Here is a 22,757-nt window from a genome sequence, read left to right as displayed (position 1 = left end):
CGAACTGTTGCTTCGGTCTCGGTGAACTGCTCGTCGCCGGCCAGTGCGGAATTCATGAGAACAGCCCTAAACCTCGAGACCGACGGTTTCAGCGAGACGCACTGTTTCAGGGCCTCTACAAAAGTCGGTCTCGCTGAAAGCGTCGGTCTCGGCACGGGGGCAGCGTGCCGGTCGGGCTTCCACCATGCTCCGGAGCGGTAGACTGAGGGGATGCCCGGCGCATCCAGCCGGAATCGACAGCGGAGGTACCGAGTGGCGATCCTGGATCGAATCGAGTCTCCTCGCGATCTCGACGCGCTGACTCCGGAGGAGTGCCGCCAGCTCGCGGCCGAGATCCGCGAGTTCCTGATCGCAGAGGTCGCGAAGACGGGCGGCCACCTCGGCCCGAATCTCGGCGTGGTCGAACTCACGATCGCGATCCACCGCGTCTTCGAGTCGCCTCGCGACCCGATCGTCTTCGACACCGGCCATCAGAGCTACGTGCACAAGCTGCTCACCGGCCGCAAGGACTTCTCGCGGCTGCGGCAGCGGGGCGGGCTCGCCGGCTACCCGCAGCGCGCCGAGAGCGAGCACGACATCGTCGAGAGCTCGCACGCGTCCAGTTCGCTGAGCTGGGCGGACGGCATCTCGCGCGCGTTCGCGCGGCGCGCGCAGACCGACCCGTCGCAGCTCGACCGCCACGTGGTCGCGGTGGTCGGCGACGGCGCGCTCACGGGGGGCATGACGTGGGAGGCCCTCAACAACATCACGGACGACAACGATCGCAACCTCGTGATCGTCGTGAACGACAACGGCCGCTCGTACGCCCCGACGATCGGCGGCATGGCGCGCTTCCTCAACGGCGTGCGCACCTCGTCGAGCTACCGCGACCTCCAGGAGGGCAGCGAGAAGTTCTTCTCCGCCTTCGGCGCCCCCGGCCGCACGGTGTATCGCGCCACCCGCGGCGCCATGCGCGGCATCGCGAGTCGCGCGAGCAACAATCAGGATCTCTACGCGAACCTCGACATCAAGTACGTCGGCCCGATCGACGGCCACGACCTCGAAGCCGTCGAGCAGGGTCTGCGCCAGGCGAAGGGCTACGGGCGCCCCACGCTCGTGCACGTCATCACCGAGAAGGGGCGCGGCTACGCGCCGGCCGAGAACGACGAGGCCGACCAGTTCCACTCGGTGGGCAAGATCGACCCCGATAGCGGCGTCCCCGTGCAGGCGTCGTCGGGCGCGAGCTGGACCTCGGTGTTCCGCGAGCGCATCGTCGAGCTCGCAGAGGCGGACGACCGGATCGTGGGTATCACGGCGGCGATGCTCGCGCCGACCGGGCTCGACCTGCTCGCCGAGAAGCACCCGGCGCGCGTGTACGACGTCGGCATCGCCGAGCAGCACGCTGTGACGAGCGCCGCCGGTCTCGCCTACGGCGGCCTGCACCCCGTCGTCGCCGTCTACGCGACGTTCATGAACCGGGCCTTCGATCAGCTGCTCATGGACGTCGCGCTGCACCGCGCGGGCGTCACCTTCGTGCTGGATCGCGCCGGCATCACCGGCCCCGACGGCGCGAGCCACAACGGCGTCTGGGACCTCGCGACGCTCCAGATCGTGCCCGGAATCAGGATCGCGTCGCCGCGAGACGAGTCCGTGCTGCGCGAACTGCTGGGGGAGGCCGTGCTGGTCGACGACAGCCCCACGGTGATCCGATACCCGAAGGGCGCGGTCGGCGCGCCGGTGCCCGCGGTGCGCCGCACGGCCGACGGCGTCGACGTGCTGCTCGAGCCCGGTGAGGGCGGCGCCGAGGGCAGCGCGACCGACGTGCTCTTCGTGACGGTCGGCCCGATGGCCCGCGTCGCGCTCGACGCCGCCGCGCTGCTCGCCGAGCAGGGGATCACCTCGACGGTCGTGGATCCCCGCTGGGTGGTACCGGTCGCCGATTCCGTGACCGAGCTCGCCCGCAGCCACCGGCTGCTGATCAGCATCGAAGACGGGATTCGCGTGGGCGGAGTCGGCACGAGGATCAGGCAGGCCCTGCGCGACGCCGGCGTCGACACCGCGGTGAGCGAGCTCGGCACCCCCGATGCCTTCCCCGAGCACGCCTCCCGCGACGAGCTGCTGCACGATGCGGGGCTGACCGCGGAGCAGATCGCCGCGGCGGTCGCCGACCAGGTGCGGGGCAAGCGGATCCCGATCGCCCGCCCGGAGTAATCGGAGCGCAGGGCTTCGGCCCCTAACGCAGCAGGCCCCCTCGCCGATCGACCGGCGAGGGGGCCTGCTGCGAGATCGACGCTACCGCGATCCCGCGATGCGGGGCTCGTGGAAGGCCCCTCCGAAGGCGCGCTCGCTTGCGCCGACCCGGTCGAGGTAGGGGGTCGCACCGCCGGCCTGGAACGGCCAGCCGGCGCCGAGGATCAGACAGAGGTCGATGTCCTCGGCCGCGGCGACCACGCCCTCGTCGAGCATGATCCTGATCTCGTTCGCGAGCTCGTCTTCGACGCGGCGCAGGATCTCCTCCTCGCCGACAGCGTCCTTGCCGACCGTGATCGCCTTCCGACCCGCCTTCGACAGGTCCTCGACCTTGCCGAGCTTGGTCTTGACGAGCGGCGCGTCGACCTCGGCCAGCCGGTGCAGGTTCTCCGAGGCGTAGAAGCGCTCGGGGAAGGCGTGCACCATGGTGTCCTGCACGTGCGCCGCGACCTTCCAGCCCACCAGGTCGATGAGTTCGAAGGGTCCCATGGGCAGGCCGATGGGCGCGAGCGCCCGCTCCACCACGGGCATGGGCGTGCCCTCGTCGAGGGCGCGGGCCGCCTCGCCCATGACCTTCGCCAGCAGGCGGTTCACCACGAAGCCGGGGCGGTCCGCGGTGATGACGGCGCTCTTGCCGAGCTTCTTCGCGACCGCCATCGCGGTGGCGAGCGTGGGATCATCGGTGCCCGGAGCTTTCACGACCTCGATCAGCGGCATCACGGCGACGGGGTTGAAGAAGTGGAAGCCGACGAGCCGCTCGGGGTGTTCGAGCTTCGCGCCGATCTCCTCGACCGACAGCGACGAGGTGTTGGTGGCGATGATCGCCTCGGGGGAGATGATCGGCTCGATCTCGCCGAACACCTGCTGCTTCACACCGAGCTCCTCGAAGACGGCCTCGATCACCCAGTCGCAGTCGGCGTAGAGCGTCTTGTCGGTCGTGCCGCTCACGAGCGCGCGCACCTGATTCGCGTCGTCGGACGAGAGGCGGCCCTTCTGCTCCATCTTGTCGATCTCGCCGCGGATGTACTCGAGGCCCTTGTCGACCCGGGCCTGGTCGAGGTCGGTGATCAGCACGGGAACCCGCAGTTTGCGCGCGAAGAGCAGCGCGAACTGGCTCGCCATGAGTCCGGCGCCGATCACGCCGACCTTCTTGATCGGGCGAGCGAGCTCGCGATCGGGTGCGCCGGCGGGCCGCTTCGCACGCTTCTGCACGAGGTCGAAGGCGTAGACCGAGGCTGCGAACTGGTCGCCCGAGATCAGCTCCGCGAGCGCCTCGTCCTCCCGCTCGAATCCGCGCTCGATGTCGTTGTCGCGAGCGGCGTTCAGCAGATCGAGTGCAACGTAGGGAGCCTTGGGCGTGGAGCCGATGCGCGCCTTGAGGGTGTCGCGCGCGATCTTGATCGCGGCGGGCCACTTGGTGAGGCGCTCGAGCTTACCCGGCACGTTCGGGCGCTCGACCTTGATCCGGCCCTCGAGCACGCCGTCCGCCCAGGCGACCGACCGCTCGAGGAAGCTCGCGGCGCCGAACATGGCGTCGAAGAGGCCGAGTTCGTAGGCCTGCTCCGGCTTCAGCATGCGGTTGTTCTTGAGGGGGTTCGAGACGATGATCTCGAGCGCCTTCTCGATGCCGATGAGGTTCGGTACGAGGGTGGCGCCGCCCCAGCCGGGGATGATGCCGAGGAAGACCTCCGGGAAGGCGAGAGCCGCCGCCGACGAGTCCAGCGTGCGGTAGTCGGAGTTCAGTGCGATCTCCATCGCGCCGCCGAGCGCGAGCCCGTTGACGAACGAGAACGAGGGCACGCCGAGCGTGCGGAGCTTGCCCAGCACTCGGTGACCGTACTGCGCCATGAGGCGCGCGTTCTGCTCGGTCGCGAGCGTCGACACCTTCGAGAGGTCGGCGCCCGCCGCGAAGATGAAGGGCTTGCCCGTGACGGCGACGGCGCGGATCTCGCCGGCCGCCGCACGGTCGCGCTGCTCATCGAGCACCCGCTCGAGGCCCTGGAGGGTGCGGGGGCCGAGCGTGTTGGGGCGCGTGTGGTCGCGCCCGTTGTCGAGGGTGATGAGTGCGAGCGTGCCTCCCGAGGGCAGCGCGACGTCGCGCACGTGCGCCTCGGTGACGACCTCGTCGGCCGAAGCCTCGATGATCGGCGAGAAATCGATCTTGCTGTAATCGGTCATGGCGGTTACTTCTTGCCCTTCTTGCCGTCGAAGTGAGGATTCTCCCAGATGGCGGTGCCGCCCTGGCCGAGGCCGACGCACATGGCGGTGATGCCGTAGCGCACGTCGGGGCGCTGCTCGAACTGGCGAGCGAGCTGGATCATCAGGCGCACGCCGGAGGCCGCGAGGGGATGCCCGAAGGCGATCGCTCCGCCCCACGGGTTGATGCGCGGATCATCGTCGGCGATCCCGAAGTGATCGGTGAACGAGAGCACCTGCACCGCGAATGCCTCGTTGAGCTCGAAGAGCCCGATGTCGTCGATGGTGAGGCCCGCGCGCTTCAGCGCCTTCTCGGTCGAGGGCACGGGGCCGAGCCCCATCACCTCGGGCTGCACACCCGCGAAGGCGAAACCCACGAGGCGCATCCTGGCACTGAGTCCCAGTTCCTTGGCCGTGTCGGCTCCGGCGAGCAGCGATACCGTCGCCCCGTCGGTGAGCGGCGAGGCGTTGCCCGCGGTCACGCGACCGTGAGGGCGGAAGGGCGTCTTGAGGTTCGCGAGGCCCTCCATCGTGGTCTCGGGACGGCGGCCCTCGTCCTCCGTGGCGAGGCCCCAGCCGCTCTCGGAGCGCATGGCGACGGGCACCAGGTCGGCCTGGATGTCACCGCGGTCGTACGCCGCCTGCACCTTGTGCTGGCTGAGCATGCCGAATCGGTCGGCTCGCTCCTTGGTGAGCTCGGGGAATCGGTCGTGCAGACGCTCCGCGGTGATGCCCATGTTGAGTGCGTCGGGGCTCACGAGCTTCTCCGCGACGAAGCGGGGGTTGGGATCGGCGTCGAGTCCGATGGGGTGCCGCCCCATATGCTCGACGCCACCGGCGATCGCGAGGTCGTACTGGCCGGATCCGATCGCGGCCCCCATGAACGACGCGACGGTGAGCGCCCCCGCGCACATCCGGTCGAGCGCGAAGCCCGGCACGGTGACGGGCAGCCCGGCGAGCATAGCCACCGTGCGGCCGAGGGTGAGCCCCTGATCGCCCTGCTGCGTCGTCGCCGCGATCCCCACGTCGTCGATGCGGTCGAGCGGCAGCGCCTCGTTGCGCTCGAGCAGGCCCTGCAGCGCCTTGACCGCGAGGTCGTCGGCGCGGGTCCCCGCGTACATGCCCTTTTCGCCGGCGCGTCCGAACGGGGTGCGCACCCCGTCGACGTAGACGACTTCTCTCATTGCGGCCACTGTGCCTCCATCAGGTGTGTGATCTGCGTACCCACCATCCTAGAGACGGAGTCTCACTGACGGAAGGGGGCGTGCGGGATCCCCGCAATTCCAAGCAGTTCCGAGTCAGGAATTATGCAAGATCGACAAAAGCCGCAGCGATGAGTGGTGCGGTGATCCCAATCTGCCAGTCGCGCGCGCCGAGCTCTTTGAGACGCAGTGCCACGTCGTCGGCGGATCGCTCTCCCGGAGGATCCCAGGCCACGCGCCGCAGCGTATCCGGGGTCAGCAGGTTCTCGAGCGGGATGCGCTGCCGCTCGGCCTCGGCCTCGAGGGCGGCGCGCGCCGCCGCGAGTCGAGCGGCGGCCTCCGGATGCCGCTGCGCCCAGCCGCGGTGATGGGGAAGGGCGCCGGGATCCCGCGGCTTCGGCCCCGGCAGATCCTCGGTCGTCTTGCCCCTCAGGATCGCCCGCCACCAGCGGTCGATCTCGGTGCGGCTCGCGCGCCCCCTGAAGGTCTGCAGGCGCGCGAGATCGTTCTTGGAGCGCGGGTTCGCACCGGCCGCGGCGACGATCGAGGCGTCGGGGATGAGCCTGCCGGGCGCGACGTCCCGCTCGCGGGCCAGCTCGTCCCGGGCGAGCCAGAGCTCGCGGGCGATGGCGAGCGCTCTCGGGGACCGCAGCGCATGGCCGCCCGACAGTTTGCGCCACGGCTCGGGATTGCGCGGCTTCTCGGGGCGCGTGCGCACCGCCTCGAATTCCTGCAGGGCGAACTCCGTCTTGCCCTGAGCCTCGAGATCACGGGACACGGCGTCGCGCAGATCCGGTAGCAGCGCGACGTCGAGGGCGGCGTACTCCAGCCACGGCTCCGGTAGGGGGCGCTGCGACCAGTCTGCTGCCGAATGCGCCTTCTCGAGGCTGATGCCGAGCAGGGATTCGACGACGGCGCCGAGCCCCACGCGCTCGTAGCCGAGCAGCCTCGCGGCCAGTTCCGTGTCGAAGAGCCTCCGCGGCTCCAGGCCGATCACGCGGAGGCACGGGAGGTCCTGGCTCGCGGCGTGCAGGATCCACTCCTCGTCGCCGATGGCCGCCGCGAGCGGCTCGAAGCTGGATATCCCGGTGGGATCGAAGAGGAAGGGCCGGCTGCCCCGACGGAAGGCCTGCACGAGATAGGCCTCGGAGCCGTAGGTGAACCCGGATGCCCGCTCGGCATCGACCCCGACGGGGCCGCTGCCCGATGCGAGGGCCTCGGCGGCCCGATCGAGACCGGCCTGGTCGGTGACGAGCGACCAATCGGTCTCGAGATCCGACTGCTCGACCACGGTCACTCGCCCTCCCGGTGCGGGAGACCCGCGAGCAGGCACAGCAGTTCCGCCCAGGCCTCGGCGTGGGCGGAGAAGTCGGAGCCGAGCGGGGTCCACGAGGCGCGCAGCTCGATCTGCGCGGCATCGCCCTGCGCCTCGAGCGTGCCGAAGCCGCTCGAGAGCGTCTTCGTCGCCGTGCCGGAGATGTAGGTGTAGTCCGCGCCCCGGGAGTCGAGAGCGTCGACGAGCCAGGACCATGCGACATCGGAGATGAAGGGGTCGACGCCGATCTCCACTTCGAGGGGCGCCTGCGCGAAGCAGACGATGCGGAAGGGGGCTCCCCACTCCTCGGCGGACTCCGGATCGTGCATGAGCACCAGACGCCCCGCGCCGTGGTGCGAATCGATCGTCGCCTCGGGGGAGGGGCCGCGTTGCGGCCCGCGGGCGACGCCGGCAGCGAGAGCTATCGATCGGGGCGCGATGCGCTCGGGCGCCGGGATCTCCTGCGTCACGAGCTCGCTGCGCAGGCGTGCGCTTCGGATCTGCTGGGCGGCGACGTCGAAGTCGACCGACTGCAGACCAATCCTTGCCATCACAGAGGGAACACTAGAGTTTGCTGTGAGAGTTTTCACGATGCCACGCCGTGCAGGCGAGGATCGCGGAGAGAGGAGAGCGCACATGGGGAACTGGCAGCGGGGAGCGGCGCGCGCACTCGGATTCGCGGCTGGGGCGGCGGCGATCGGTGCGGCGGGCGTCGTGGCGGGCGGCGTGGTGCTCGCGCGAATGGCGGTCACTCCCGAGCAGGAGGCGGAGTCCCCCGTCACGGTGACGGCGTTGCAGCGGCGCGGATCAGCCGCCGTCGTCAGGCTGCGCGGCACGGACTGCGATCTGCCCGGCCGCTATTCGCTGGTGTTCGACGGCGGCGCCGGGCACGCGAGGCTGGGGCCCGTGATCGCCGCCGGCCGGGAGGGCGTCGCCCGGGAGCTGCTGCGCGTGGATCGCGGAGAGCTGCAGGAGGGGACCCGCGGTCGCCTGACCGGATGGTGGTACACCTCGCCCGACGAGCTCGGATACAGAACCGAGCGCATCGAATACCCGACCGAGCTCGGCGACGCCGAGGCATGGATCGTTCACCCGGCCCGGTCGCGCAAGAAGCGATGGGCGGTCCACGTGCACGGCCGCGGCGCGCCGCCCGAGGAGACCCTGCGCGGCGTCGCCCCTCTGGCTCGCGCCGGCATCACGAACCTCGTCATCAGCTATCGCAACGATCCGGGAGCCCCCGGCGGCGCGCACGGCCGATACGGCGTGGGGGTGTCCGAGGCCCGCGACGTCGACGCGGCCATCGCGGAGGCGCGCCGCAGGGGAGCGGAGCGCGTGACCCTCTTCGGCTGGTCGATGGGCGGCACCGCGGCCCTCGTCGCGGCCACGCGCGGCGCGCACCGCGACCTGCTCGACGGCCTGATCCTCGATTCTCCTGCGGTCGACTGGGATGAACTGCTGCGCTATCACGCCGCGGGCAAGCGGGCACCGCGGCTCGTCGCCGAGCTCGGGATCCGGTTGCTCTGGCAGGGCAGGGTGCGCGGCGGCGAAGCCGGAGGCATCGCCTTCGACGAGCTCGGCGCGGCCGCGTTCGGCCGCGATCTCCGGGTGCCGGTGTTGATCCACGCGAGCCGGCAGGACACCTTCGTGCCGTGCAGCGGATCCGAGAGGCTAGCCGCGGCCAGGCCCGATCTGGTGCAGCTGCGGCTGCAGCAGCGGGGAGAGCACGTGAAGCTCTGGAACGTCGACCCGAAGGCCTGGGAGGCCGTCACCGAGCAGTTCGCCCGCGCACTGCCCCGCCCCGCCTGGCGCGGCTGAACGCGACGGCGCGCGCGGCCGAGGCGATAGACTGACTCGCGATGTCAACTGACCCCCAGCACAGCTCAGCCCGGCTCGTCGACCGGCGCCCCAATATCACCGGCGCCGAACTGGTCGCGACCCTCGTTCCTCCGCCGCAGTTCGATCACGCCTCGTTCGACTCGTACCGGCCCGATCCCGAGTACCCGTCGCAGGAGGAGGCCCGCAGCCTGCTGCGGTCGTTCACCGAGCCCGAGCCGGCCGTCGCCCGCGGCGGCTTCTTCGGTTTCGGCCGCAAGAAGCCGGCGGAGACGAGGACGAGTTCGCCGAGCAAACCCGGCGTCTACCTCGACGGCGGCTTCGGCGTCGGCAAGACCCACCTGCTCGCCGCTGCGTGGCACGCCACCGCCGGGCGCAAGTACTTCGGCACCTTCATCCAGTTCACCGCACTGGTCGGCGCCCTCGGCTACGACGGGGCCGTGGGAGTGCTGCAGGGCGCGAAGCTCATCTGCATCGACGAGTTCGAGCTCGATGATCCGGGCGACACGATGCTGATGACGCGGCTCATCAAGGATCTGACCTCGACGGGTTCCCGGTTCATCGCGACCTCGAACACCCCGCCGAACGCTCTGGGCGAGGGGCGCTTCGCAGCCGCCGACTTCATGCGGGAGATCCAGGCCATGGCCGACCGCTTCGTCACCGTGCGCATCGACGGCGTCGACTACCGCCAGCGCGACATCGAGGGCGACGCCGTCGCCCTCACCGACGACGCCTACCGTTTCGCGCTCGCCGATGTCGCGGCATCGGGCGAGCGCATGACCGACGATGACTTCGGGCAGCTCATCGCGCACCTCGCCACCGTGCACCCGTCCAGCTACGTCGGCATGCTCGACGGCGTGCAGTGCATCGGTCTCCGCGACGTGCACGAGCTCACCGACCAGTCGGCCGCGCTGCGCTTCGTCGCGTTCATCGACCGCGTCTACGATGCGCAGATCCCGGTCCGCGCCACCGGCATCCCGCTCACCTCGATCTTCGGGGGCGGCATGCTCGACGGCGGGTACCGCAAGAAGTACCTGCGCTGCATGTCCCGCCTCAATGCGCTCACCGCGAGCGAGCTCGAGGCGTAGGCCGGGAGCATGGCGAGCACCGGATCCGGCCGCGGGCTGCTGCGCGGGATCGCGCGCGCCGTCGTCGATGCGCTGATCGGGTCGCAGAAGGGCTCCGGATCCCGAGGAGCGTCGGGCGGATCGGTGCGCTCCCGCGACTCCGCGGGTTCTTCGGTCAGACGGGCCCGGCTGCGGGCATCGCGGGATGCGCACCCGCGATCCCGATCCTCGCAGCTCGACCTCGAGCACAGTCCCGGGCGCGATGGCGTCGGAGCCACTCGCGATCTGAGTCCCGAAGAGATCCGCTCCCTGCGCCCGAGCTACGAGCCGCAGCCCGACGGCGATCCCGACCCCGGCGAGGTCGTCTGGACCTGGGTGCCCTACGCGGAGAACGACGGACGGGGCAAGGATCGCCCGGTGCTCATCATCGCGAGGGCCGGTGGCGGGGCCGTGGCGGGCTGCTACCTCAGCACGAAGCAGCATGCGGGTTTCGTGTCGGTGGGCGCCGGGGGCTGGGACAGCCAGGGCCGGGAGAGCTTCCTCGCGCCCGACCGCGTGCTGCGCATCACGGACGGCGGCATGCGTCGAGAGGGGCACGTGCTCTCGCGGGAGCGGTTCGTCGACGCGGTGCGCGTCATCGCCGGGCTGCACGGTATTCGCGGATGATTTTCGCCTCGCCTCTGTCGCAGACCCTCTGAAGCGCGCGATAATGGCGCCAACGCGACGAATCCGTCGGCGCGCGATGAGAGGAAATCAGACATGGGTATCGAGGATCTGGGCAAGCAGGCATCCGAGCTGGCCGGTAAGGCCGGCGAGTTCGCGAAGCAGAACGCGGGGAAGATCGAGGAGGCGCTGAAGAGCGAGCAGGCCGAGAACATCAGCGACAAGATCCTCGACGGCGCAGCCGACCTGGCGAACAAGGTGACCGGCGGTAAGCACAGCGACACGGTCGCCGATGTGCGCGACAACCTCGACGGCAAGATCGGCAACGCCTAGTCGATCCGCGTGCTCGATCCGCGTCGGCCCCTCGCGCTTCGGAGCGAGGGGCCGACGCCGTCAGCGCCGCAGCGCGCCGCGCACCCCTCGCAGCCGGCTCCCCGCCCAGACCCCCGCAGCCGCGACGAGCAGTGTCGCGAGCAGGCCGGCGACGGTCGCCGCGAGCAGTGGCAGGCCGCGTTCGGGAAGCAGGAAGCCGTACGGCACCCAGCCATCGGTCGCTCCGCGCACGAGCACGACCGTCAGCCACAGCACCGGGTAGGGGAGCACGATCCAGATCCGCCGCCACGGCAGTCTCGGTCGATCGCCGACGAGCATCCAGTCGAGCACCGCGGCGAACGGCAGCACGGCGTGCAGGATGGCGCTCACCCACGGGGGAGCGGAGGCTGTGCCAGGCACCAGCCCGTTGTAGATCACGGCCACCACGATCATGCCGGTGATCGAGGCGGCGCGGGCCGAGACGAGCACGGTGCCGGGGCTGCGTCCCCGGAGCGTGCTCGAGCCCGAGGCGATGAGGATCGCGCTCGTCAGGAGGCTCGTGAGGTTGGTGAAGTAGCCGAAGTAGTCGAACGGGTTGCTGCGGCCGTGGGAGAGGCCCTCGAGATAGCCGTACCCGAGCACCGCGATGACGCACGCTCCGAAGAGGATCCTCGCGACTCCGATCGCGGCAGCGGCGGTCGGAGTCGCGGTCTCGGTCGGAGTCGCGGTCTCGATCGGAGTCGCGGTCTCGATCGTGCCGGCAGGATCCGGCATTCCGGCCCTAGAGGTCCGCATACCGTGCCCGGAAGACGCAGAAGATCCCGTACGCCGCGAATCCGACGCCCATGACCGCGACGAGGGCGCCGCCGAAGGGGAGTGCTCTCAGAGTCTCTACCGCGGCGTCGAGGCCGCCCGCGGCGTGGGGGTCGCGCTTCACCGCCGCCAGGATCAGCAGCGCCCCGATCACGGCGAACGCGAGACCCTTGATGACGAAGCCGACGACGCCGATCCCCGCGATGACGGAGCCGGTCCGGCCCTCCGGGAGCGTCACGCGCCGGCGGAAGCTGCGTCGCGCCCCCATCACCACCCACGCGGCTCCGCCGACCACGAACCCCGCACCGATCAGCCCGAGCAGCACCGGACCTCCCGGAAACGTGAGCAGCCCTCGGCTCGCCTCCCGGGCGCTCGAGTCGGGATCCGGGTGACCGCCCACGGCGACGACCGCCGCGATCACGCCCATTCCGATGAAGAGCGCGGCCTGAGCCCACTCGGCTATCCGGCGTCTCCACCGTTCGGGAGCGCGTTCGATACGCAGTGCCAGACCGTGAATGCCGTGGTAGATGCCGAGCGCCCACAGCAGCACAGCCACCGCCCACAGCGCGGTGAAGCCGAGCGGCGCGGACGCGATCGCGGTGAGCGCCCCGGCCTGATCCGACTCACCGTGCCCGCTCGATGCGAGCACCAGAGCGATCCCGCCGATGATCAGGTGGATGACGCCGCTCGCGACGTACCCGCCACGGGCGAGCACCCGCAGCTGCGGTGTGTTCTCGGCGCTCCGTGCGGCGGCCTTCACCTCTGCTCTCACGCTTCGAGCGTAGCCGCATCCCGCCCGCTTCGGTGGCACACGGCCCAGCGCGGGCCCCTGCCGCCGCAGCCGCAAATCTTGGCACAGTCGAGCGCCCGAGACAAGCCCCTGGAGGCGATCCGCTCGCCCTGGAAGAGTAGGCCCCGACGACGACACGAAGGAGGCTCCACATGAGCGCATCGGACAAGCTGTCAGCAGGAATGGACAAGGCCAAGGGCAAGGCGAAGGAGGCCCTCGGCAACGTCACCGGCGACGAGAGCAAGGTCGCCGAAGGTAAGGCGGATCAGGCGAAGGGCGACCTCAAGAACGCCGCCGAGAAGACCAAGGACGCGGCGAAGGACGCCTTCGACCGGTAACCGTCCCGCGATCCCCGCGGCTCCCGACCGGGAGTCGCGGGGATCCGTCGTATCTACCGTCGGGAGCGAACGAACGGAAGAGCAGATGGCAGACGCATCCCGCGCGGGAACCGGGAACCGCCTGTGCGTGCTGGTCGTCGCCGATCCCGGGCTGCCCAGCCGACGCGCGCACGACGTGCGCCACCGTCTCGAGAACGCGCTCGCGGCTGCGCTCGCCTCACCGGTCGAGGTGCGCGTGCGCACCGAACTGATCAGGATCGACCCCGACGACACCCTCGACATCACCGATGTCAAGCACCTCTCCGCCGAGTACGAGCGCGTCGACGCGATCCTGATGATCACCGAGATCCCGAGGCACCGGCACGGGAAGCCGCTCGTCGCCGAGGTGCTGACCTCCGACGACGTGGGCGTCGTGTCGTTGCCGACGCTCGGCGCGGGCGCCACGCGCAGACGGCTCGTAGCGGTGCTCGTGGCATGCGCGCAGCAGATGCACGGCGGATGGGGCGACGAACGCGATCGGATCTCGTGGGCGCGGTGGGTCGACGCCCCCGAGAACTCGAACCGGCTGCTGCAGTCGCGGAGGCTGGTCGGGGGAGCGCGCACCGTGCTCGGCATGGTGCTCACCAACCAGCCCTGGCGGATCCTGCCCAAACTCTCGAGCGCCCTCGCTGCCGCCGCGGCGGCCGGCGCCTTCGGCATCTTCTACAACTCGATCTGGCAGATGTCGGCGGTGCTGAGCCCGGCGAGGCTGGCCGTGATCAGCGTACTCGCGATCTGCGTGATCGTGGCCTGGCTGCTGATCGGCAATCGGCTGTGGGACCGGCCGGGGCACGCGAGCTTCACCGAGGTCATCCTGCTCTACAACCTCTCGACGGTACTCACGCTGGTGCTGTGCGTGCTCGCCCTCTACGTCTCGCTCACGGTGATCATCCTGCTGAGCGCGCTCATCGTCATCGACCCCGACTTCATGAGCGAGGTGCTCGGTTCGAAGGCCGAGTTCTCGAACTACCTCGACATCGCCGTGCTGAGCGCCGCCATGGGCACCGTCGCCGGCGCGCTCGGCTCGAGCTTCGACCGCGATGCCGACGTGAGGCAGCTCACGCACGGCCGACGGGAGCGGCAGCGGATCAACTCCGAGGAGGAGTAGGGGCTGCCGGGCGGCTCCGCGTCTGCGCGCGGCGCAGAACTGCGGGCGGTGTTTGCCGCGGCGTCAGTGCGTGACGGTCGTCTGCTGGTACAGCGCGAGCCGCGGCTCCCCGTCGACGCGGACGTAGACGCTCGACATCAGGGCGACGAACGGCTCGGGCAGGTCGTCCCGATGCGACGTGGATCGGTACACGAGCGCGGCGCTGTCGGTGCCGATCGGGACGAGCCGCGCATCGCTGATCTCGTACGACTCCCACGCGGGGGCGCCGTCCAGGGAGCCGGCCACCTCGGAGCGCGTCATCGCCGTCCCGTTCACCAGGACAAAAACCGCGTCGGAGGTCATGAGCGTGCCGTAGAAGGAGCCGCCCCTCGACTCGCAGAGCGAGCGCCAGCCCGCGTGCTCGAGGGCGAGAAGCTCGTCCAGGGTGAAACCGTCCATGCACTCAGGTATACCCCTCGGGGCTGTGTGACGCGACCGTGGCGCCGATGCTGCGAGAAAACCCCTCAATCATCAGGGGCTTCTCTCTGTGTGCGATACCGGGATCGAACCAGCGCGAGAATTTCAAAGCGGGCGCGAAGCGTTCGCCACTCTCGAGAGGTCACAGCAGAGACCCAGCGGCGCGCACGAAAAAGGCCCCTCCGAAGAGGGGCCTTGCTGTGCGCGATACTGGGATCGAACCAGTGACCTCTTCCGTGTCAGGGAAGCGCGCTACCGCTGCGCCAATCGCGCCTATACAGGCTATTCAATTGTAAGCGAGGTGGCGACGGGATTCGAACCCGTGTATACGGCTTTGCAGGCCGCTGCCTCGCCTCTCGGCCACGCCACCGTAGTAGTGGTTGACACCACAAGCGGCCGAGTCAAACTCGGCCACTGGAGCGGATGACGAGACTCGAACTCGCGACCCTCACCTTGGCAAGGTGATGCGCTACCAACTGCGCTACATCCGCATAATCACCCCGCTGCGTTTCCGCTGCCGTGGCGACCTGAATAACTATATGCGGGTCCAGGGTGCGGCGCAAATCAGGGCGAGGCTCCCGGGCGTGCCGCGCTCGCCAGGCGCATGATTTCGCGGTTTCCGCTCTTTTACCCCTCGATTCGGTTACGGAATCGCCCCGCCGGAGCTCGAGTCCGGATACCTTGGATGCATGGCCAGGGGGGAACGATCGGCGCTGCGACGCTGCATCACCCTGTTCTGCGTGCTGCTGCTGGCGGGCCTCGCCGGCTTCGCCCTGATGCACCGCCAGGAGATCCGCGATCACTTCACCGCGCTCGGTTTCGATCCCGCGCCCCGCATCACCGAGATCAAGCGGGAGCTCGACCTCACACCGGCGGGGGAGCGCGTGTTCCTCGCGACGCAGCCGACGATCGACGGCAGTCAGCACTTCAACGAGCAGTGCGCGGAGGTCGACCACTCCGAACACGGGCACGTGCTCGGCTGCTTCACGGCCGATCGCATCCATCTGTTCGGCGTGACCGACGAGCGCGTGCAGGGAATCGTCGAGGTCACCGCCGCCCACGAGCTGCTGCACGCCACGTACTCGCGGATGGGGGAGGGCGATCGCGCGGCGCTGGCGCCGAAACTGCGCGCCGTGTACGAGGATCTCGCCGAGGACGACCCGCGGCTGCGCGAGCGCATGCAGGTGTACGAGCACTTGCCCGACGCGGCATTCGCGAACGAACTGCACTCGGTGCTGGGAACGGAAGCGCGCGATCTGCCCGACTGGCTCGAGCGGCACTACGCGCAGTGGTTCGACGACCGCGACGCCCTCGTCGACACCTTCGAGGCCTACCACTCGGTCTTCGTCGACCTGCAGCAGCAGGCGGAGAACCTGGAGTCCGAGATGACAGCGCTGCGCAGGGACATCGAGGCCCGCAAGGCCGCGTATGACGACGAGGTGCGCCGTTTCAACGACGACGCGGCCGACTTCAGCGCGCGCAACGAGCGGTACGAGTTCTCCGACGACCCCGACGAGTTCGATCGGATCCAGGCGGAGCTCGCGGAGCGCCGCGAGACTCTCGAGGGGACCCTCGCGACGCTGCAGGCGGACATCGATCGCTACAACGGACTCGGCGAGCAGCTGAAAGAGCTCGGAGAGATCAGCTCCGAGCTCGACCAGCAGCTCAACAGCGACCTCGCCCCCGTCACGACACGCCCGACCGATTGAGACGCCGATGGGGAGAGAACCGCGATATCTCGCCGTTCGAGCGGGAGGTGGAACAGCCGACTCGTGATCCGTGTATGATCGTTCAGGTTGGTACGGCTCCTCGAGTCGGATCACACGGGCGATTGGCGCAGTTGGTAGCGCGCTTCCTTCACACGGAAGAGGTCATCAGTTCGAGTCTGGTATCGCCCACCGCAGCGCAGAAGGCCCCCGGGAGACCGGGGGCCTTCTGCTGTATCGGCACGGCATCCGAGACGCGGGAACGGTAGAATCGTCGGGTTAGTGCTTCCGTTCCGAAGGAGTGTGCCCCTGTGGCCGATGGCTTCTCCCTGTTCACCGATCGCTCGATCGTCGCAATGCGCGTCAACGGCGAGCTCAAGGATCTCGCGGCGACGGTCACCGAGACGGACACGGTCGAACCGGTGGCGATCGACTCCGAGGACGGCCTGAGCATCCTGCGTCACTCCGCCGCCCACGTCCTCGCCCAGGCGGTGCAGCGCATCAACCCCAAGACGAAGCTCGGCATCGGCCCGCCCATCACCGACGGGTTCTACTACGACTTCGATCCCCAGACGCCGTTCACCCCCGAGGATCTGAAGGCCCTCGAGAAGGAGATGCAGAGGATCGTCAAGCAGGGCCAGCGCTTCGTGCGCCGCGTGGTGACCGAGGAGGAGGCGCGCGAGGAACTCGCGGACGAGCCGTACAAGCTCGAACTCATCGGCCTCAAGGGAGGGGCGGATCAGGGCGCCGACAACGAAAGCGTCGAGGTCGGCGGCGCCGAGCTCACCATCTACGACAACGTCGACCCGAAGACCGGCGAGACCTGCTGGAAGGACCTCTGCCGAGGCCCGCACGTGCCGAGCACCCGCGTGCTCGGGAACGGCTGGGCGCTCATGCGGTCGGCGGGCGCCTACTGGCGCGGCAGCGAGAAGAACCCGATGCTGCAGCGCATCTACGGCACCGCCTGGCCCACGAAGGACGAGCTGCGCGCCTACCAGACCCGTCTCGAGGAGGCGGCGAAGCGCGACCACCGCAAGCTGGGCGTCGAGCTCGACCTCTTCAGCTTCCCCGATGAGATCGGATCGGGCCTCGCGGTGTTCCACCCGAAGGGCGGCATCATCCGCCACGAGATCGAGTCGTTCATGCGCGGCGAGCTGCTGAAGAACGGCTACGAGGTGGTCAACAGCCCGCACATCACCAAGGGCACGCTGTTCGAGACGAGTCAGCACCTCAACTGGTACAAGGACGGCATGTTCCCGGCGATGCACCTCGACGAGGTCACCGACGGCGAGGGCCACGTGGTCAAGCAGGGCCAGGACTACTACCTGAAGCCCATGAACTGCCCGTTCCATAACCTCATCTTCCGCGCCCGCGCCCGCAGCTACCGCGAGCTGCCGCTGCGCCTCGCGGAGTTCGGCACGGTCTACCGCTACGAGAAGAGCGGCACCCTCTCGGGCCTCACCCGCGTGCGCGGCCTGACCCAGGACGACGCGCACATCTACGTGACCGACGAGCAAGTGAAGGACGAGATCAAGCGCCAGCTGGAGTTCGTCTTCGCCACGCTGCGCGCCTACGGTCTCGACGACTTCTACCTCGAGCTCTCGACCCGGGATCCCGAGAAATCGGTGGGCACCGAGGAGCAGTGGGCGGTCGCCGAGCAGACCCTGCGCGAGGTCGGCGAGGAGTCGGGCCTCGAGCTCGTCGCCGATCCGGGCGGCGCCGCGTTTTACGGCCCCAAGATCTCCGTCCAGGCGCGCGACGCCATCGGCCGCACCTGGCAGCTGTCGACCGTGCAGCTCGACTTCAATCAGCCCGAGCTGTTCGAGCTCGAGTACGCGGCGGCCGACGGAACGCGCAAGCAGCCGGTCATGATCCACCGCGCCCTGCTCGGCTCGGTGGAGCGGTTCTTCGCGATACTGCTCGAGCACTACGCCGGCGCCTTCCCGGTCTGGCTGTCGCCCGTGCAAGTCGTGGGCATCCCGGTGGCCGAGCAGTACGGCGAGTACCTCGACGGCATGATCGCGAAGCTGCGCGAGCGTGGGGTGCGGGCCGAGGTGGATCACGGCGACGACCGCATGCCGAAGAAGATCCGCACGCACACCAAGGCGAAGGTGCCGTTCCAGCTCATCGCGGGCGAGGACGACCGCGCGGCGGGCGCGGTGAGCTTCCGCTTCCGCGACGGCACCCAGCTGAACGGCGTTCCCGTCGACGAGGCCATCGAGCGGATCACGCGCTCGATCCAGACTCACGAGCAGGTGTCGACGGCATGGAGCGAGTAGAGCCCCTCGGCGAGACCGCCGCGGTCGGCGCACCGGATGACATGCAGCGCCTGTGGGTGCCGCACCGCATGGTGTACGTGAAGGATCACCACCAGCCGGATCGCACCGACTGCCCGTTCTGCGCGGCCCCCGCCAGCACCGACGAGGACGCCCTGATCGTGGCCCGCGGCGAGACCGCCTACGTGCTGCTCAATCTGTTTCCGTACAACAACGGCCACATGCTCGTCTGCCCGTACCGCCACATCTCCCAGTACGACGAGGCGACCGCGGAGGAGGTGGCCGAGATCGGCGCGCTGACGCAGACGGCCATGCGGGTCGCGCGCGAGGTGATGGGCTGCGACGGCTTCAATCTCGGCATGAACCAGGGGCAGATCGCGGGGGCGGGGATCGCCGCCCACCTGCACCAGCACATCGTGCCGAGGTGGGAATCCGATGCCAACTTCTTCCCGATCATCGCGAAGACGAAGGCTCTTCCGCAGCTGCTCGGCGATGTGCGGGCGTCGATCGCGGCCGCCTGGCCGGTCGACCCCGGGCCGGCGTGAGCCGAGCCTAGACTGACCTACTGAACTTCCAACGACAGAAACAGGAGCTCCCGTGTCCGGACACTCCAAGTGGGCGACCACCAAGCACAAGAAGGCCGTCATCGACGCACGCCGCGCGAAGGCCTTCGCCAAGTACATCAAGGTGATCGAGGTCGCCGCCCGCATCGGCGGCGCCGACCTCGCGGGCAACCCTGCCCTCGCCGACGCCGTGCACAAGGCCAAGAAGAACTCGGTGCCCGGCGACAACATCGATCGCGCCATCAAGCGCGGCGCCGGCCTCGACGGCGACGCCGTCGAGTACATGACCATCATGTACGAGGGCTACGGACCGAACGGCGTCGCCCTCATGATCGAGTGCCTCACCGACAACAAGAACCGCGCCGCCGCCGAGGTGCGCACGGCGCTCAGCCGCAACGGCGGAACGCTCGCCGATCCCGGCAGCGTCGCCTACAACTTCGCCCGCAAGGGCGTCATCACGGTGCCCGCCGAGGGCACGACCGAGGACGACGTGCTCATGGCCGTGCTCGACGCCGGCGCCGAGGAGGTCGTGCAGACCCCCAACGGCGAGTCGTTCGAGGTCTTCACCGAGGCCTCCGACCTCGTGGCGGCCCGCACCGCTCTCGTCGACGCCGGCATCGACTACGAGTCGGCCGACGCCGAGTTCGTCCCCAACCTCAAGGTCGAGATCGACGCCGACACCGCGCGCAAGGTGTTCCGCCTGATCGACGCTCTCGAGGACAGCGACGACGTGCAGAACGTGTTCTCGAACTTCGACCTGTCGCCCGAGGTGCAGGCCGAGCTCGAGAACGACGAGTAGCGGAACGCGGGAAGGCCAGGGTCTCCCTGTGTCACGGATCATCGGCATCGACCCTGGCCTGACCCGCTGCGGCATCGGCATCGTGACCGCCGGCGCCACGCGCCGAGTCGCGTTCGAGCATGTGGAGGTGCTCACGAGCACGGCCGACATGCCGCTGCCCGAGCGCATCCACCGCATCGGCTCGAGCATCGAGCGTCTGCTCGACGGCGAGAAGCCGGCCGGCATCGCGCTCGAGCGGGTCTTCGCGCAGGACAACGTCGCGAGCGTCATGGGGGTCGCGCAGATCAGCGGAGTGGTGATGTATCTCGCCGAGGAGCGCGGGATCCCGGTCTCCCTGTACACCCCGAACGAGGTGAAGGCGCAGGTCACCGGCTACGGCAGCGCCGATAAGGCGCAGGTCACCACCATGGTCACCCGGCTGCTCGGTCTGGCCGCGCCCCCCAAACCCGCCGACGCCGCCGACGCGCTCGCGCTCGCGATCACGCACGCCTGGCACCTCGGCCGGGGAGGCGCGGCGAGCCGGATGGAGCGCTTCGATCGCCCCGCGGCGGGTGGCGGCGAGACTCCGGCGCAGCGCGCGTGGCGCGAGGCCGAGTCGAAGCTCGGCCGCAGGCGCGGCGCGCGATCCTGACCCGGCTCCTGGCGCTCAGCGGGCTCAGCGGGCCTTGGGCCGCGGCGGATCCTCGTCGCCCTCGGCCTCATCCCCGAACGGATCGGGCAGCACGATCGGCAGCGTGATGGTGCCGGTCTGTAGCGCCTCGTCGATGACCTGCTCGACCTGCCGCTGGCGGCGGAGTCTCACGCGGCTGAGCGCGCGCTGCTCGGGCAGGCTCCAGCCAAAGCGCACCGCGAGCAGGCGCACGGCGGTCGTCACGACGACGCACACGACGCCGCAGATCATCACCGGCACGCCGAAGGCGAGCAGCACGGCCAACACCGACACCCCGACGAGGCTCGCCACGGCGTAGAGCGATCCGACGTGCATCACGGCGATGGGCAGGTTGAGCATCACGTCGCGCAGCGCGCCGCCGCCCACTGCGGAGATCACTCCGATGAAGAGCGCCGGCACGATCGGCAGGCCCATCGCCAGCGCTTTGGTGGTGCCGATGGCGCCGAACATGCCGATCCCGATCGCGTCGAGCAGCGAGATGAGGGGGTCGAGCCGCCTGAACAGCCGCGGCAGCAGCATGCCGAGCAGCGCGGCACCGATCGCGACCGCGAGGTAGAGGTTGTTCGAGAACGCGGCCGGGGTCACCCCGAGCAGGATGTCGCGCAGCAGGCCGCCTCCGATGCCGGTCGCCACGCCGATGAACGCGACGCCGAGCAGGTCGATGCGCTTGAACCCCGCGGCGAAGAGAGCGCCCTGCAAGCTGCCGGCCGTCACCGCGATCAGATCGGCGGGGAGGGGCGTGTTGAAGGTCTCGTCGAGCACACGACCATTCTCCCGCACTCGCCCGGGTGCGAGAATGGAGGGGTGCCCCTCTACCGCGAAGAAGGCGTCGTGCTGCGCACCCACAAGCTGGGCGAGGCCGACCGCATCGTCACGCTGCTGACCCGCGGCCGCGGATTGCTGCGCGCCGTCGCCAAGGGGGTGCGCCGCACCTCGTCGAAGTTCGGGGCGCGGCTCGAGCCGTTCATGGTGGCCGACATCCAGTGCTTCGAGGGCCGCACGCTCGACACGATCACGCAGGCCGAGACGCTCGGCGCGTACGGCCCCGCGATCAGTGCGGACTACGACCGCTACCGCGCGGGCAGCGTGATGGTCGAGACCGCCGAGCGCCTCGCGGAGGGAGCGCCGTCTCGCCAGCAGTACGCCCTGCTGATCGGCGCGCTGCGCACGCTCGCGGCGGCGAGGATCCCGGCGGAGCTCGTGCGCGACGGCTACCTGCTGCGGGCCATGAGCCTCGCGGGCTGGACACCCGGTTTCGACGCCTGCGTGAACTGCGGCGCCCCCGGGCCGCACACCGCGGTCGCGGTGCAGCTGGGCGGGGTGACCTGCGAGAACTGCCGGCTGCCGGGTTCGCCTCGGCTCGATCCAGGATCCATCGCCCTGCTCGCGGCGCTGCTGGCCGGAGATTGGGATGCCGCGCTCGCGAGCGGCGACCGGGAGCGCGGGCAGGCCGCGGGGATCGCGGCCGCGTACACCCAGTTCCACCTGGAGCGCGGGCTGCGCTCGATCCACGCCCGCCGCCAATAGACTTTCAGCCATGCACCACGCCCCCGACAGCCTCGTCCCGGTCGACTGGACGGGCGAGCAGCCACCCGCGTTCACCGGCCCCGTACCGCAACACGTCGCCATCGTCATGGACGGCAACGGGCGATGGGCGAATCGGCGCGGTCTGCCGCGCGTCGAGGGTCACCGCATGGGGGAGCAGGCGCTGCTCGACGTGGTCGCCGGCGCCGTGCAGGCCGGCGTGAAGCACCTGAGCGTGTACGCCTTCTCGACCGAGAACTGGCGGCGCTCGCCCGACGAGGTGCGGTTCCTGATGGGCTTCAACCGCGACGTGCTGCGACGACGACGCGCCCAGCTCGACGCCTGGAACGTTCGGATGCGCTGGGCGGGGAGGCGCCCGAAGCTGTGGGGCTCCGTGATCAGCGAGCTGAAGGCCTCCGAGCGCGCGACCGCCGACAACACCGGTCTCACCCTCACCATGTGCGTCAACTACGGCGGCCGCAACGAGCTCACGGACGCGGTGCGCGCGGTCGCGGCCGAGGTCGAGGCGGGGCGGTTGAGCTCGCGCGGGATCACCGAGCGCACGATCGAGCGGCACCTCTATGTGCCCGAGCTGCCCGACGTCGACCTGTTCCTGCGCAGTTCGGGGGAGCAGCGGATCAGCAACTTCATGCTGTGGCAGTCGGCCTACGCCGAGATGGTGTTCCTCGACACCCTCTGGCCGGACTTCGGGCGCCGGGACCTGTGGCGCGCGATCCAGGAGTACCACTCGCGCGACCGGCGCTTCGGCGGCGCGGTGGATTCGCCGACCGCGTAGCGTCTGCGGGTCGCCCGGGGTCAGCGGGCCTCCGGGGGTCTGCGGGCTACCTGAGGTCTGCG

General features: G+C 69.7%; 22 protein-coding genes and 4 tRNA genes. 15 read left to right on the top strand and 11 right to left on the bottom strand.

Annotated features, from left to right (window positions below; all coding sequences use genetic code 11):
* The first annotated feature begins 252 nt into the window (after positions 1–252).
* A complete protein-coding gene (dxs, locus tag KVY00_RS01095; protein WP_223045127.1) occupies positions 253–2,190 on the top strand; it encodes a 1-deoxy-D-xylulose-5-phosphate synthase in 1,938 nt (645 codons plus the stop codon).
* Between the two features lie 81 nt (positions 2,191–2,271).
* Here the strand turns inward: dxs and KVY00_RS01090 are convergent, their stop codons facing one another.
* The 4 genes from KVY00_RS01090 to KVY00_RS01075 all read right to left on the bottom strand — a co-directional run bounded on the left by KVY00_RS01090 (position 2,272) and on the right by KVY00_RS01075 (position 7,493).
* On the bottom strand, positions 2,272–4,407 hold the full coding sequence (locus KVY00_RS01090) for a 3-hydroxyacyl-CoA dehydrogenase NAD-binding domain-containing protein (protein WP_223043926.1): 2,136 nt from the start codon (positions 4,405–4,407) through the stop codon (positions 2,272–2,274).
* A gap of 5 nt (positions 4,408–4,412) precedes the next feature.
* Positions 4,413–5,609, bottom strand: coding sequence for a thiolase family protein (locus KVY00_RS01085; RefSeq protein WP_394358255.1), 1,197 nt, complete (start codon positions 5,607–5,609; stop codon positions 4,413–4,415).
* Between the two features lie 121 nt (positions 5,610–5,730).
* The gene (locus tag KVY00_RS01080; RefSeq protein ID WP_223043924.1) at positions 5,731–6,924 is read right to left on the bottom strand and encodes an HRDC domain-containing protein; all 1,194 of its coding nucleotides are present in this window, start codon (positions 6,922–6,924) and stop codon (positions 5,731–5,733) included.
* Positions 6,921–7,493 (bottom strand): DUF3000 domain-containing protein, encoded by a 573-nt coding sequence (locus tag KVY00_RS01075; RefSeq protein ID WP_223045126.1) that lies wholly within the window; start codon positions 7,491–7,493, stop codon positions 6,921–6,923. Before KVY00_RS01075 ends, KVY00_RS01080 begins: the two co-directional genes overlap by 4 nt.
* Positions 7,494–7,578: 85 nt before the next feature.
* On the opposite strand from KVY00_RS01075, the gene KVY00_RS01070 reads away from it, so the two are divergent.
* The 4 genes from KVY00_RS01070 to KVY00_RS01055 all read left to right on the top strand — a co-directional run bounded on the left by KVY00_RS01070 (position 7,579) and on the right by KVY00_RS01055 (position 10,838).
* Entirely contained in the window at positions 7,579–8,757 is a 1,179-nt protein-coding gene (locus tag KVY00_RS01070) for an alpha/beta hydrolase family protein (protein WP_223043923.1), read from the top strand.
* Between the two features lie 41 nt (positions 8,758–8,798).
* On the top strand, positions 8,799–9,863 hold the full coding sequence (gene zapE / locus KVY00_RS01065; protein WP_223043922.1) for a cell division protein ZapE: 1,065 nt from the start codon (positions 8,799–8,801) through the stop codon (positions 9,861–9,863).
* Positions 9,864–9,872: 9 nt separating this feature from the next.
* Positions 9,873–10,508 carry a hypothetical protein gene (locus tag KVY00_RS01060; RefSeq protein WP_223043921.1) on the top strand — a complete coding sequence of 212 codons (636 nt, stop codon included), beginning with the start codon at positions 9,873–9,875 and terminating at the stop codon, positions 10,506–10,508.
* A 93-nt stretch (positions 10,509–10,601) separates the two neighbouring features.
* Positions 10,602–10,838, top strand: a complete 237-nt coding sequence (locus KVY00_RS01055) for an Rv0909 family putative TA system antitoxin (protein WP_223043920.1) — start codon at positions 10,602–10,604, stop codon at positions 10,836–10,838.
* 60 nt (positions 10,839–10,898) lie between these two features.
* Here KVY00_RS01055 and KVY00_RS01050 read toward each other — a convergent pair whose 3' ends face one another.
* Positions 10,899–11,591 (bottom strand): Pr6Pr family membrane protein, encoded by a 693-nt coding sequence (locus KVY00_RS01050; protein ID WP_255572702.1) that lies wholly within the window; start codon positions 11,589–11,591, stop codon positions 10,899–10,901.
* Between the two features lie 7 nt (positions 11,592–11,598).
* Positions 11,599–12,402: a DUF1206 domain-containing protein gene (locus tag KVY00_RS01045; RefSeq protein ID WP_255572701.1), complete on the bottom strand. Its 804-nt coding sequence runs from the start codon at positions 12,400–12,402 to the stop codon at positions 11,599–11,601.
* Positions 12,403–12,572: 170 nt separating this feature from the next.
* Between KVY00_RS01045 and KVY00_RS01040 the strand changes: the two genes are divergently transcribed.
* On the top strand, positions 12,573–12,758 hold the full coding sequence (locus tag KVY00_RS01040; protein WP_223043919.1) for a CsbD family protein: 186 nt from the start codon (positions 12,573–12,575) through the stop codon (positions 12,756–12,758).
* 85 nt (positions 12,759–12,843) lie between these two features.
* On the top strand, positions 12,844–13,905 hold the full coding sequence (locus tag KVY00_RS01035) for a hypothetical protein (RefSeq protein WP_223043918.1): 1,062 nt from the start codon (positions 12,844–12,846) through the stop codon (positions 13,903–13,905).
* 63 nt (positions 13,906–13,968) lie between these two features.
* On the opposite strand, the gene KVY00_RS01030 is transcribed toward KVY00_RS01035, so the two are convergent.
* The 4 genes from KVY00_RS01030 to KVY00_RS01015 all read right to left on the bottom strand — a co-directional run bounded on the left by KVY00_RS01030 (position 13,969) and on the right by KVY00_RS01015 (position 14,852).
* Positions 13,969–14,343, bottom strand: coding sequence for a nuclear transport factor 2 family protein (locus KVY00_RS01030; RefSeq protein WP_223043917.1), 375 nt, complete (start codon positions 14,341–14,343; stop codon positions 13,969–13,971).
* Between the two features lie 219 nt (positions 14,344–14,562).
* Positions 14,563–14,634, bottom strand: a tRNA-Val gene (locus KVY00_RS01025).
* Positions 14,635–14,660: 26 nt separating this feature from the next.
* A tRNA-Cys gene (locus tag KVY00_RS01020) sits at positions 14,661–14,731 on the bottom strand.
* 45 nt (positions 14,732–14,776) lie between these two features.
* Positions 14,777–14,852, bottom strand: a tRNA-Gly gene (locus KVY00_RS01015).
* A 198-nt stretch (positions 14,853–15,050) separates the two neighbouring features.
* On the opposite strand from KVY00_RS01015, the gene KVY00_RS01010 reads away from it, so the two are divergent.
* The 6 genes from KVY00_RS01010 to ruvC all read left to right on the top strand — a co-directional run bounded on the left by KVY00_RS01010 (position 15,051) and on the right by ruvC (position 20,336).
* Entirely contained in the window at positions 15,051–16,070 is a 1,020-nt protein-coding gene (locus KVY00_RS01010; protein ID WP_223043916.1) for a hypothetical protein, read from the top strand.
* A 116-nt stretch (positions 16,071–16,186) separates the two neighbouring features.
* Positions 16,187–16,259 (top strand) — tRNA-Val (locus KVY00_RS01005).
* 119 nt (positions 16,260–16,378) lie between these two features.
* Positions 16,379–18,346, top strand: coding sequence for a threonine--tRNA ligase (thrS, locus tag KVY00_RS01000; RefSeq protein WP_223043915.1), 1,968 nt, complete (start codon positions 16,379–16,381; stop codon positions 18,344–18,346).
* Entirely contained in the window at positions 18,334–18,888 is a 555-nt protein-coding gene (locus KVY00_RS00995) for an HIT family protein (protein WP_223043914.1), read from the top strand. Before thrS ends, KVY00_RS00995 begins: the two co-directional genes overlap by 13 nt.
* A gap of 52 nt (positions 18,889–18,940) precedes the next feature.
* Complete coding sequence (locus KVY00_RS00990; RefSeq protein WP_223043913.1) at positions 18,941–19,705, top strand: YebC/PmpR family DNA-binding transcriptional regulator; 765 nt, start codon at positions 18,941–18,943, stop codon at positions 19,703–19,705.
* A 28-nt stretch (positions 19,706–19,733) separates the two neighbouring features.
* Positions 19,734–20,336 (top strand): crossover junction endodeoxyribonuclease RuvC, encoded by a 603-nt coding sequence (ruvC, locus tag KVY00_RS00985; RefSeq protein ID WP_223043912.1) that lies wholly within the window; start codon positions 19,734–19,736, stop codon positions 20,334–20,336.
* A gap of 24 nt (positions 20,337–20,360) precedes the next feature.
* Here the strand turns inward: ruvC and KVY00_RS00980 are convergent, their stop codons facing one another.
* A complete protein-coding gene (locus KVY00_RS00980; RefSeq protein WP_223043911.1) occupies positions 20,361–21,137 on the bottom strand; it encodes a trimeric intracellular cation channel family protein in 777 nt (258 codons plus the stop codon).
* Between the two features lie 42 nt (positions 21,138–21,179).
* On the opposite strand from KVY00_RS00980, the gene recO reads away from it, so the two are divergent.
* Complete coding sequence (gene recO, locus KVY00_RS00975) at positions 21,180–21,902, top strand: DNA repair protein RecO (RefSeq protein WP_223043910.1); 723 nt, start codon at positions 21,180–21,182, stop codon at positions 21,900–21,902.
* A gap of 10 nt (positions 21,903–21,912) precedes the next feature.
* Positions 21,913–22,695, top strand: coding sequence for an isoprenyl transferase (locus tag KVY00_RS00970; protein WP_223043909.1), 783 nt, complete (start codon positions 21,913–21,915; stop codon positions 22,693–22,695).
* Positions 22,696–22,757: the final 62 nt, after the last annotated feature.

It is taken from the genome of Leucobacter tenebrionis, assembly GCF_019884725.1.
GTDB lineage: Bacteria > Actinomycetota > Actinomycetes > Actinomycetales > Microbacteriaceae > Leucobacter > Leucobacter tenebrionis.
The sequence above is the reverse complement of the archived record's forward strand: the minus strand, read 5'-3'. Positions and strand labels throughout refer to the sequence as shown.